General features: G+C 66.2%; 6 protein-coding genes. 5 read left to right on the top strand and 1 reads right to left on the bottom strand.

Features of this window, described 5'->3' with window-relative positions; all coding sequences use genetic code 11:
- From BM125_RS15290 to BM125_RS15280, 3 genes are all read left to right on the top strand, one after another.
- Window positions 1-186: zinc-binding dehydrogenase (locus tag BM125_RS15290; protein ID WP_139225045.1), on the top strand; the 186-nt coding region annotated here is incomplete at its 5' end.
- A gap of 348 nt (window positions 187-534) precedes the next feature.
- Window positions 535-2,310 carry a DUF885 domain-containing protein gene (locus BM125_RS15285; protein ID WP_217647890.1) on the top strand — a complete coding sequence of 592 codons (1,776 nt, stop codon included), beginning with the start codon at window positions 535-537 and terminating at the stop codon, window positions 2,308-2,310.
- A 129-nt stretch (window positions 2,311-2,439) separates the two neighbouring features.
- Window positions 2,440-3,096: a hypothetical protein gene (locus BM125_RS15280; protein ID WP_139225044.1), complete on the top strand. Its 657-nt coding sequence runs from the start codon at window positions 2,440-2,442 to the stop codon at window positions 3,094-3,096.
- 60 nt (window positions 3,097-3,156) lie between these two features.
- Here the strand turns inward: BM125_RS15280 and BM125_RS15275 are convergent, their stop codons facing one another.
- A complete protein-coding gene (locus tag BM125_RS15275; protein WP_092409529.1) occupies window positions 3,157-4,170 on the bottom strand; it encodes a hypothetical protein in 1,014 nt (337 codons plus the stop codon).
- A gap of 164 nt (window positions 4,171-4,334) precedes the next feature.
- On the opposite strand from BM125_RS15275, the gene BM125_RS15270 reads away from it, so the two are divergent.
- Together BM125_RS15270 and BM125_RS15265 are read left to right on the top strand one after the other, a co-directional pair.
- Window positions 4,335-4,784, top strand: a complete 450-nt coding sequence (locus tag BM125_RS15270) for a hypothetical protein (RefSeq protein WP_139225043.1) — start codon at window positions 4,335-4,337, stop codon at window positions 4,782-4,784.
- Window positions 4,785-5,088: 304 nt separating this feature from the next.
- Window positions 5,089-12,354: an Ig-like domain-containing protein gene (locus tag BM125_RS15265; protein ID WP_175498116.1), complete on the top strand. Its 7,266-nt coding sequence runs from the start codon at window positions 5,089-5,091 to the stop codon at window positions 12,352-12,354.
- The last annotated feature ends 6 nt before the right edge of the window (window positions 12,355-12,360 follow it).

The raw sequence follows: 12,360 nt of genomic DNA, 5'->3' as shown, positions 1-12,360 counted from the left end.
GATGCCGATCGCGTGCGCGCCATCGGACAACTGACGCAATGGCTGCGGGCTGATTTGCTCAGCCACCGGATTGCCGCGCGCTTCGAACTCGATGCGATTGCCGATGCGCACGAACAGGTCGAGTCGGGCCGCGCCATCGGCAACGTGGTCGTCTCGCCATGGGCGCACGCCACGCGCCCGAGCTGAGCGGGTCCGCGCAGGGCCCAACCGGACTAGGGAGGGTCTGATCAAGTAGCAAAGTCGTCACGACGCCTGCCTGTGTGCAGATCGCGACGCGTCGACGCAGACAGACTGGCCGTCTTTCAAGTCGACGCAACAAAGATCTGCGCGCAGGCAGGCGTCGCCTAACGCATTGATTGCATCATGAAAAGGTGGCGTCCAGAAGGCTCCCCACATGCACCGCGCGCCTCGTCAAGGCCACCAGCCTTCACTTCGCCACGCGGCACATGTGGAAAACCTTCTGAACGCCATGACGACTTTGCTACTTGATCAGACCCTCCCTAGACTGTTCCGGAATTTCCGTGGAGCCTGCTCATGAACCGATGGATTCCCTGTCTGGCGACAGCGATGCTGACACTCGTTTCTCCCCTGCGCGCCGACGAGTCGAGGGCTCCCGGCGCCTCAGCAAGCACGGCCTTGCGCGCCCTCTTCGACAGCGAGTGGGAGCGCGGCCTGGCGGAATCACCCGAGAACGCCAGCTTCAGTGGCGATGCGCGCTTCAACGACCGCTGGACCGACCTTGGCCGGAAAGCCATCGAAGCACGCGAAGCCGAGGATCGAGCCGCCCTGCAACACCTGCGCGCGATCGATCGTGCAACCCTGTCGGCCGCTGACCAGCTCGACTACGACGTCTTCGAGTGGCAGCTGCAGAAGTCGGTCGAACGCCAGAAATTCCACGAGTATCTGCAACCGATCAGCCATCAGGGCGGCGTGCAGACCGCCGATGGCATCGCCGAGGTGCTGCCATTCGCCAATGGCAAGGATTACCGCGACTGGCTCTCGCGCCTGAAGCGGTTGCCGGAGCTGATCGATCAAACCACGGCCCTGATGCGCGAAGGCATCCGCCAGAAGAACATGCCGCCGCGCGTGCTGATGGAGCGGGTGCCCGCGCAGATTGCCGCCCAGATCGTCGACGACCCGAGCAAGAGCCCGTTCTACCGGCCGTTTCTCACGTTCGCCGACGGCGTGCCCGATGCGGATCGTGAAGCCTTGCGCAGCGAGGCGAAGAAGGTCATCGCCGAACGCGTCGTCCCGTCCTATCGGAAATTCGCCCGCTTCTTCGACAAGGATTACCTGCCGCACACACGCGCGTCGATCGCAGTGAGCGCCCTGCCCGATGGCAAGGCCTATTACGAGTTCCTCGCCGGCTACTACACGACGACCGACCTCGATGCCGCGCGGATCCACGAAATTGGCCTCGCCGAAGTCGCCCGGATCAAGGCGAGGATGGAGAGCGTCAAGGACGAGACCGGTTTCAAGGGCAGCCTGCCAGAATTCTTCACCTACCTGCGCAGCGATCCGAAATTCTTCGAAGAGTCGCCGGCGGCCCTACTCGAGCGCTACCGGGCCACGGCCAAGCGCATCGATCCCGAACTGGTCAAGGTGTTCCACACGATCCCGCGGCTACCGTATGGCGTGCGCCCGATTCCGGACAACATCGCACCGGATACGACGACGGCCTACTACCAGCCCGGCGCCACTGACGGCAGCCGCCCCGGCTACTACTACGTGAACCTTTACAAGCCCGAGGTCCGCCCGACCTGGGAGATGATGCCGCTGAGCCTGCACGAGGCCGTGCCGGGCCATCACTTCCAGTTTGCCCGTGGGCTCGAACTGCCGGAAGCGCCGATGTTCCGCCGAACCGCCTACTTCGTTGCCTACAGCGAAGGCTGGGGCCTCTATGCCGAACAGCTCGGCTTCGACATGGGCCTCTACGATGATCCCTACGATCACTTCGGCCAGCTCACCTACGAGATGTGGCGCGCGGTCCGCCTCGTCGTCGACACAGGCATGCATTCGATGGGCTGGAGCCGCGACAAGGCGATCGCCTACTTCAGGGACAATGCGGCAAAGACCGACCAGGACATCGTCAATGAGATCGACCGCTACATCGGCACGCCCGGCCAGGCGCTGGCCTACAAGATCGGCCAGCTGAAGATTTCGGAATTGCGCGCCCGGGCCGAAAAGGCGCTCGGCGACCGATTCGATCTGCGCGCTTTCGATGATGCGGTCCTCGACACCGGCTCGGTACCACTGGCGGTGCTCGAAAAGAACATCGATGCATGGATCGCCGCACAGCGCCGCGAGTGACGGACCGCCTGGCAGGGTGCCGCCGCGCAGCGCGCGCACCCTGCGCGCGCTCAAAAGTTGTTCGATTCAATTATCAAATCAATAGTGTTCTATACTGGCGCCTGCAGTCCGTCCCTGGAGACAGCCGTCATGTACGTCCGACCCGCTCGATCGATTGCCCTGCTGCTGATCGCCGCATTCGCCACGAATGCCATCGCCGCGCCGATCACGTTTCCGTTTCGCTTCGCCGATCCCAACAGTAACGCGCAGGCGGTCGGCTCGATCACCTTCGAGGATACGCTGCTGGTGAATCCCGGCGCCAACGACTTTATCCTTCCCAGTCCGGCCGTGCTGGCGTTGAACGTCACGGTCAGCGGCTCGATCGCGGGCGACGGCAGTTTCGGCATCAGCGATTTCGACGAAGTCCTGTTCGACACCAACGGCGGTACCCTGAACTTCGCGAGCCAGTTGGTCGGTCAACCGACCAGTGGCGGCCCCTGGGGTACGCCGGACGGCACCAGCGGCGACTTCAACCTGTTCTCCATCGGGCCGCCGACCGGGGTCGAACGTTATGCCAATGGGCCGCATGCACCTGCGGGCGCCAATCTGCCGCCGAACGGTGAGTTCTTCTTCACGCTGGGCGCCAACGGCGGCAGCGACGAACAGATGGTGTTGACTGCGATGGGTGTGTCGGGCGCAACGCCGCCGGCCAGCTTGCCGATCGGACCCGGCGCCTGGCTCGCGTTGGGCGGCCTGGTCATTCTCGGCGGACTGTTCGCCCTGCGTCGCCGCTCGCAGCGCGCCTGAAGACGCCCGCGCTGCGTCGCACCGGGTGATCGGTCCGTCGCAGCGCGGGTCCCGCTTCGATCAGGGCGAAGTCTCGAAGCCGTCGGCGAAGATCCGTTCGATCGCGAAGCCGACGTCCTTCATGACCGCGACATCGAGCGCCGAAATGTCGTAGCGGCTGCCGCGGACGAAGACCACGCCGTTCATCAACTGGCTCAGCAGGCTGTCGCCGCCGGCGATTGCCCGGCCCGCCTCGGCATCGATCGAAACGGGCGCATCGATCGAGGCCGGCGCCTGGCATTGGCTCGGCATCGGAGCTCCCTCGCGCCAGAGCGTCGTCGCCTCCGCGCAGGTTTCGCCGAAGCCCGCAGGGAAAGCTCGCAGCGGATTGCCCCAATGGTTGATGTTGCCGATGGTCAGTTCGGGCATGCCTCCCCAACTGGCAAGGACGGCCGGTCCGGAAAAACGGGTCGGCTGGCCCGGAATCATCCAGCGGTCCCAGATCGACCAGAAGGTCGTCGGCGGCTCGCCCGTGCTGGCGTCGGCGAAACCGTTGTAGGCGAGAATATGGCCGAATTCGTGCAGCATGACGCTCATGGCGTCGGTACGATCGGCCGGAACCATTGCGGTACGCGCCTGCGGATCCGGATCGAACCACAATTCATTGCGCAGGTAGGCCAGGCCCAGGGTCACGTTGGCATCCGCGTCGGCGCCATTCGGGTCGATGCCGCTGCGCCACTCCGCGGCAACGCCCTGTTCGAAGGTATCGCGGCCGCCGATCACGCCGACGGAACTGCTGCCGGCACTCGAGCCGCTGGCGGTCGCGATCGCGCCGAGGGAAACGCTGACCTCGACCGAGCGGGGACCATCGAGGATCACCGTCTGCGCCCAGCGCCTGGCGGCTTCCTGCAGATGGCTGGTGACAGCGTTCTTTTCACTGCCAGTCAAGACGCTGGCCGAGGCGTCGAAGCTGACGCTGACCGAAACCTGGGCCGGCGCGGCGTGGGCGACCAGGGTCAGGGCCAGGGCGGCGAGCGGTCGAGCCGCACCCCAAGGGCGGCACCGAATCATTGCCAAGGCAGTCTTGTCGCGCATATTTGTATCCCCTGCTTGATCGTGGATACTCAAACAGGGCGCAAAACGGTGCGCATTCGTGTCAGGCCCGGTGCGGCGCTCCAGGTGCAGCGCCCTTGATCCGCGGCCGAGGCTGCAGCGGGTCACTGCGCTATGCTTTCGCATCTCCCGCCAACTCCGCACCGATGAGCCCACCCACCGTTCCAGCCGAAATGCCGCGCCAGCGCAACCCCGCACCGTGGATCATCGGCGGCCTCGTTGCGCTGGTCCTGCTGCTGCTGGCCGGCGCTACCGGCGCCGTGTTCTGGTATGGCCTGGGCCTGTTCAACGACCAGGCGGCGACGGCGATCCGCGCCGATCCCGCGGTCGCGGAAGCGCTTGGCACGATCTCCGATATCCGCCTCGACTTCACCGCCACCGGCAACGCACCGGGCGACGAGGACTTTGCCTACCGGGTCGTCGGCGCACGCGGCAGTGGCTTGCTGGTCGGCCGATTCGTGACCATCGACGCCGACCATGAGGACCTGCGCAGCGGGACTCTGCAACTCGATGACGGACGTATGATTGCGATCGGGTCCGCTCGCCGTGACACCCCTGACCAGGCCGACCTCGAAGCGCGCCGTGATCCCGATTGACCGGGTTCCGGCAGACCGGGAACGAATGACCTCGACCGGATCCATTCCGGACCGAACACCCATCGCTACCCTGCCGACGCCAGTGGATCGACTCGGGCCGATTCCGCCCGCACTGGCATGCAACGAACCCCGACGATGCACCCGCGTTGGTGACAAAGCGCACAAAGTTCGCAAATAGGGGTAACATCCGTAGACCTCGACCAGCGTCGGCGGTCGTAGGTACCCGGGCTCCGGCTTCATGTCCCCGGCATCCTGCGAGACCGCAACGGCGCTGCACCAGGGACAACATTTTCAGGGGACAATAATGGAATCACGGTCGAAGGGTTCGCTCGCGCGTCTCGTCGCATTACTGTGTCTGTGGATCCTGCCGGCTGCCGCCGCTGCCCAGACTTACACCTATTCCATCTATGTCGATTCGGACGCACGTCCGGACACCGGCTGCAACGAAGACCCGGTCGCCGGCGCGGAAGTGCGCCTGGACGTGACCGCCAGTGGCGGCCTCGCACCGCAGGTTGTCCAGGTCGGACGCGCGCGCTGCAGCAGCGGCGCGTTCGGCAGCGCTGCGAATATCGGCGGCGGCTATCCGGTTGGCGCCGACAACGGCGTGGCCGGTTCGGACGTCATCGAACTGGCCGACGACCTGGCCCAGCTGGGCAGCCCCGGTTCGCCCTCGCTGGTGTTTTCGATCGTGGCGACCAGCGCAACAGGTCAGGACAGCCTGCTGACCACGACCGGCGTTCCGGGCGCCCCCCCGATCACGCTCGGCCTGCCGGCCGTCGCGATTCCACTGCTCGGCGTGCCGGCGCTGATCCTGATGGCGCTGCTGCTGATGCTCGTCGGCGCGCGCGTCGCGCGTCGACGCGCACTGTGGCGCGTGCTGGCCCTGATTTCGCTGCTCAGCGGTGGCGCCATGGCGGCGAACTTCATCGTCGATGGCCAGGTCGGTGACTGGAATGGCGTGGCCGCGCTGGCCACCGATCCGGCCGGCGATGCCAGCAGCGGCGAAAGCGCGATCGACCTGCGCGCATTCTTCGCCGCGATCGAGAATGACCGTGTCTACATGCGCATCGACGTCACCAACCTGCAGAACAACGCACCGACCGCAGTCGCGGGCACGGCGACGACGCTCGAGGACCAGGCCGTCACCATCACCCTGACCGGTACCGACAACGAGAACGACACGCTGACCTTCGCGATCGTGGGCGCACCGACACTCGGCACGCTCGGCGCGATCACGCCGACCGGTCCGCAATCCGCGACGGTTCTCTACACCCCGAATGCCGACGCCAACGGCAGTGACAGCTTCAGCTTCACGGTCGACGATGGCCAGGCCACGTCGGCTCCGGCGCCGGTTTCGATCACGGTCACCCCGGTCAACGACCTGCCGAGCTTCACCGGCGGCCCCGACCAGACCCTCCTGAAGGATACCGGCCCGCAAAGCGTCAGCGGATGGGCGACGGCGATTTCGGCGGGCCCGGCCAACGAATCGACCCAGGTGCTCGATTTCATCGTCAGCAACGACAACAACGCCCTGTTCAGCGCGCAACCGGCGATTTCGCCGACCGGTACGCTGACCTATACGACCGCCGCCGACGCCAACGGCGTGGCGACCGTCACCGTTGCCGTGCATGACGACGGCGGCACCGCCAATGGCGGTGTCGACACGTCCGCCACGCAGACCTTCACGATCACGGTCACGGCCGTCAACGATGCGCCGAGTTTCACCGCCGGACCGGACCAGAACGTCGTCGAAGGCGCCGGTGCGCAGACCGTCGACCCCTGGGCGACCGCGATCCTGGCCGGCCCGCCAGACGAATCCGGACAGGTCCTGAGCTTCGCCGTCAGCAACGACAACAACGCGCTGTTCAGTGCGCAACCGGCCGTATCGCCGACCGGTGTGCTGACCTACACGGTCGCGGCGGGAGCGAACGGCAGCGCCCTTGTCACCCTGACCCTGAGCGACGATGGCGGCACCGCGAACGGTGGCGTCGATACGTCGGCACCGCAGACCTTCACGATCAATGTCGCCGGCGTCAATGACGCGCCGAGCTTCACGGCCGGCGCGGACCAGACCGTGCTCGAGGATGCCGGCGCGCAGACGGTCAATCCGTGGGCGACGGCGATCTCGGCCGGGCCGCCGAACGAATCGGGCCAGGTGGTCAGCTTCAACATCACGGGCAACACGAATCCGAGTCTGTTCAGTGCCGCTCCGGCGGTCTCCTCGAGCGGCGTGCTGACCTACACGCCGGCGGCGAATGCGAACGGCACGGCGACAATCACGCTGGTGGCGGTGGACGATGGCGGCACCGCGAATGGTGGCGTCGACACCTCGCCGCCGCAGTCCTTCACGATCACGGTCACCGCAGTCAACGATGCGCCGGCCTTCGTCAACGGTGCCGACCCGAGCGTGCTCGAAGACGCCGGCGCACAGACGATTCCAGCCTGGGCCACGGCGATCACGCCGGGACCGGCCGACGAATCCGGCCAGACGCTCACGTTCAATGTGACCGGCAACACCAACCCGACGCTGTTCAGCGTTGCTCCGGCGATCTCCCCGACCGGCACGCTGAGCTTCACCCCGGCCGCCGATGCGAATGGTTCGGCGACCGTTTCGATCACGTTGTCCGATTCGGGCGGCACGGCAAATGGCGGCGTCGATACCTCCGCGGTGCAGACCTTCGTCATCAATGTGACGCCAGTGAACGATGCCCCGGGCTTCACGCCGGGAGCGGACCAGACCGTACTCGAGGATGCCGGCCCGCAGACCGTCAACCCATGGGCCACGGCGATCTCGGCCGGCCCGGCCAACGAAGCCGCGCAGACGCTGACGTTCAACGTGACCGGCAACACCAACCCCGCCCTGTTCAGCGCGGGCCCGGCGATCTCGCCGGCCGGCGTGCTGACCTACACGCCGACCGCCAATACAAGCGGCTCGGCGACGATTTCACTCGTGCTGATGGATGACGGCGGTACCGCCAACGGTGGCGTCGACACAACGGCCGTGCAGACCTTCATCATCAATGTCACGGCGGTCAATGATCCGCCTCTGCTCGACCTCAATGGTCCTGCCGCCGGTACCGACTTTGCCGCTACCTATACCGAGGGCAATGCGGCCGTTGCCATCGTCGATGCCGCGACGTTGACCGTCGCCGATGTCGACAACGTGAATCTCGCCAGCGCGACCGTCACGATCACAAACCTGCTCGACGTCTCGTTCGAGCAGCTCGCTGCGAACACGGGCGGCACCTCGATCACAGCGAACTACGTCGCGGCTACAGGCATTCTGACCCTGACCGGTGCGGACACGCTGGCGAACTACCAGACCGTGCTGCGCACGCTGACCTACCTCAACACCTCGACCGCGCCGACCGAGACCGCGCGCACGATCAGCGTCGTCGCCAACGATGGCACCGATGACAGCAACATCGCGCTTTCGGTCGTGACTGTGGTCGGCGTCAATACCGTACCGAGCTTCACGGCCGGCTCGGCGGTCACCGTCGACGAAGACGCCGGCGCGCAGACCATCGCCAACTGGGCGACGGCGATCAACGACAACGACGGCAACCTGCAGACGCTCAATTTCACCGTCACGCCGACCGGCGGCTCGCTGACCTTCAGCGCCGCACCGGCGATCTCGCCGACCGGTACGCTGACCTTCACGACCGCGGCGAATGTTTCCGGAACGGCGACGTTCGATGTCGTGCTGACCGACAGCGGCAGCAACAACAACACCAGCGCCGCACAGTCGCTGACGATCACGACCAATGCGGTCAACGATGCACCGAGCTTCACGGCCGGACCGGACCAGACCGTGCTCGAGGACGCCGTTGCGCAATCGGTACCGGGATGGGCGACCGCGATTTCGCCCGGACCGGCCGATGAGTCGGGCCAGACCGTCGTATTCAATATCAGCGGCAATACCAATCCTGCCTTGTTCAGCGCCGGGCCGGCACTGAGCCCGACCGGCGACCTGAGCTACACACCGGCCGCCCAGGCCAACGGCTCTGCGACGATAACGATTTCGCTGTCCGACAACGGCGGCACGGCCAACGGCGGCGTCGACACCTCCGCGGCGCAGACCTTCGTCATCAACGTGACCGCGGTCAACGATGCCCCCTCGTTTCTGAAGGGCGGCGACGAGGACGTCTTCGACGATGCCGGTCCGGTCACGGTCAACCCGTGGGCAACGGCGATCAGTGCCGGACCGGCCAACGAGGCCGGCCAGACCGTCAGCTTCGTCATCGACAGCAACTCGGCGCCCGGTGCGTTCGCGGCCGGTCCTGCGGTCTCGTCGGCTGGCGTGCTGACCTATACCCCGGCAACCGTGCCACCCGGTCCGCCGGTGACGGCGACGATCGTGCTGCATGCGATGGACAACGGGGGTACGACCAACGGCGGCATCGACGTCTCGCCTTCGCAGTCTTTCACGATCCAGATCACGCATGCCAATGAAGCCCCGGTCCTGACCAACCCGGTCATCACCTATGCGACCGTCGGCAACACGCAGTTGCACGTCGCCGGCGCGAGCCTGCCCGGCCGCGTCGCGATCACGGACGCTGGCGACGCGCTGACCAAGTCGCTGCCGACCGATACCGACGGCCCACTGCCGCCCAGCGTGGTCGCGGCCGCAGGCGCCAGCACCGGCGGTGGCAGCTACTCGATCACGGCTACCGGCGCATTCACCTATGTGCCCGCGGCCGGATTCACGGGTGTGGACACCTTCACCTTCCAGGTCACCGACGGCAACACGCCGACACCGGGTATCGCGGTCGGCACGGTCAGCATCACGGTCGGCCCGACCGTCTGGTACGTCGACAACCTGATCGATGCGAACAACGGCGCCGGCGGTGATGGCCGCTCGACCAATGCGTTCGACAACCTGGCCGGCGCCCAGGCCTCTTCGGGCAACGGCGACATCATCTTCGTCTTCCGCGCCGCATCGGGCACGACCGCCTACACAACCGGCATCGCCCTCAAGGACGGCCAGCGCCTCTGGGGTGAAGGCTTCGGCCTCACGGTCGCGCCGTTCGGCGTGCTCGTGCCGGCTGGCCTGCAGCCGCGCATCAGTACCGGCGCCACCGATACCGTCTCGGTGCCGGCCGCCGGCGCCAATCGAACCGGCGTGGAAATCCGTGGCCTTGATCTGCAGGGCAACCCGAACGCGATCGACGTCACAGCGACCGGGGGCGCCAGCGTCGGCGTCGTCATCGGCGGCAACACGATCAGCGGCGCCAGCGCCGAAGGCATCGACGTCAATTTCGGATCGACCAACGCGCAGCAGATCGCCATCAGCAACAACACGGTCACGGCGGGCGGCACCGGCATCGATGTCACGCGCAGCGCCGCCGGCAGCGCGACGATCACGGCCTTCAACGACAACACGGTCGCCGGCAATACCGGTGGCAGCGGTATCGTCGTCAATGGCGCGATCTTCGACGCAACGCCCGGCAATCCGATCAATACCGTCAGCGGCGGCACCACTGCGATAGGTGCAGCCGGCAACGGCGTCGGTGGCGGCGGCCTGATCCTCTCGAACGTGACCGGCGACCTGTCATTCACCGATCTCGACATCGTCAACGACTTCGGTACGGGTCTCGGCGCAAGCTCGACCGGCGCGCTCAATGCTGGTGCCGGGACCGGTTTCCGGATCGCCGTCGGTGCTGGCGCCGGCAGTGTCGACTCCGCGGGCGGTCCGGCCGTCGATATCGTTTCGGCCTCGGTCAGCCTGCCGCTCGGCACCGTCAGCAGTTCGAACTCGGCTACGACCGGCATCTCGCTGGTCAACGCCTTCGGTGGCGTCGGCCAGACCGCGTTCTCCGCGACCGGCGGCGCGATCACCGATCCAGGTGGCGCTTCGGGCAGCGCATTCGTGGTCAGCGGCGGCAACGGCCTGGTGGGCTACCCCGGCACGATCATCTCGTTGTCGGGCAACGCGGTGGTAACCACGAACCGCAACAGCGACAGCGTGACGCTGTCCGGTGCGATCACCGACACCGGCGCCGGTATCTCCCTGACCAACAATACCGGCTCGTTGGTCCTGCTCTCCGGCAACTTCTCGCTGACCACCGGCGCCAACCCCGCGTTCACGGCAACCGGCGGCGGAACGGTCGAAGCAATAGCGGCCGCGAATACGATCACGACGACGACGGCCACCGCGATCAATGTCGCCAACACGACGATCGGCCCGGGCAACCTGAACTTCCGCAGCGTCAGCGCGGGCACGGGGGGCCCCAGCGCGGGCAGCGGCATCGTTCTCAACTCCACCGGCGCGGTAGGCCGGCTGGTCGTCGCCGGCACCGGTTCGGCAGCATCGGGCGGCACGATCCGCAACAAGGACATCGGCATCTCGCTGACCAGCACGACCAATCCGTCGTTCGCCTGGATGCAGCTCAACGACTTCACCGATTACGCGATCCGCGGCCAGAGCGTGGCCGGTTTCAGCCTCGCCAACAGCGTTATCAACGGTGCCAACGGCAACAACGCCGCGGCCGATGAGGGCAGCGTGCGCTTCGATCAGCTGACCGGCGCGGCCAGCATCACCAACGTCGGCATCAGCGGCGGCTTCGAGGACAATTTCAAACTGGTCAATAGCTCGGGATCGTTGAACCGCCTGACCTTCGACAATGCGACGATCGGTACCAACAGTCTCACCGACGGCAACGACGGCGTCACCCTCGAGGCGGGCGGGACGGCGGTCATCAACGTCACCGTGCAAAACAGTTCGTTCACGGCCTCGCGCGGCGACCTGTTCCAGTTCAACCATATCGGCACCGGGGTCGGCGACCTCGTCCTCGCCAACAACACGTTCTCCAACAGCTTCCCGGCCATCGCAACGGGCGGCGGCGGGTTGTCGCTGTTCACGAGCGGCCTGGCCGGCGGCAACGTGACGATGAACATCACCGGCAATTCGTTCCGCGATGCGGTCGGACCGGGCGTGCTGATCGTCAAGAGCACCGGTCCCGGCAGCCTCACCGGCACCTTCGACAACAACACGATCGGCGTAACCGGCATCCCCAACTCGGGCTCGGCCGAAGGCAGCGCACTCAAGTTGCAGACCGTGGGCCAGGGCACGATGAGCTGGAACGTCACCAACAACCAGATCCGCGGCTACAACAACTTCGGGCTCGAGGTGCTGGCCGGCGGCGGCGCGACGCCGCAGGGCGGCATCATCAATACCAATGTCACCGGCAATCTGATCGAAGAACCGGGCAACACGGTCGGCACGCTCGGTATCCCCAAGAACGGCATCCACTACAACATCGGAACTGTTGTCGGTGATACCTATCAGGCCTGCGCGAACATCGGCGGCGCCGGCGCGCTGGCCAATGAGATCTACCTGAGTGGTGTGGACGCGGTGCCGGCGACGGGACTTGGCGACATCGATTTCCGCCTCCGCAATAGGCGCACGGGAGTCAACATCAACCTGCCCGGCTATGCCGGTCCGGCAGCGGCGAGCGACGCGACCCTCAACGCCTATCTCATCCCGCGCAACAGCCAGGGCGGCGTGCCGTTCGGCGCGGCGCACGGCGTCACCGGCACCTTCTCGGGCACGGGAACCACCTGCCCGTAACCCGCA

Source organism: Dokdonella immobilis, from assembly GCF_900115085.1.
GTDB classification, from domain to species: domain Bacteria; phylum Pseudomonadota; class Gammaproteobacteria; order Xanthomonadales; family Rhodanobacteraceae; genus Dokdonella; species Dokdonella immobilis.
This window is presented reverse-complemented; position numbering and strand designations above follow the sequence as displayed.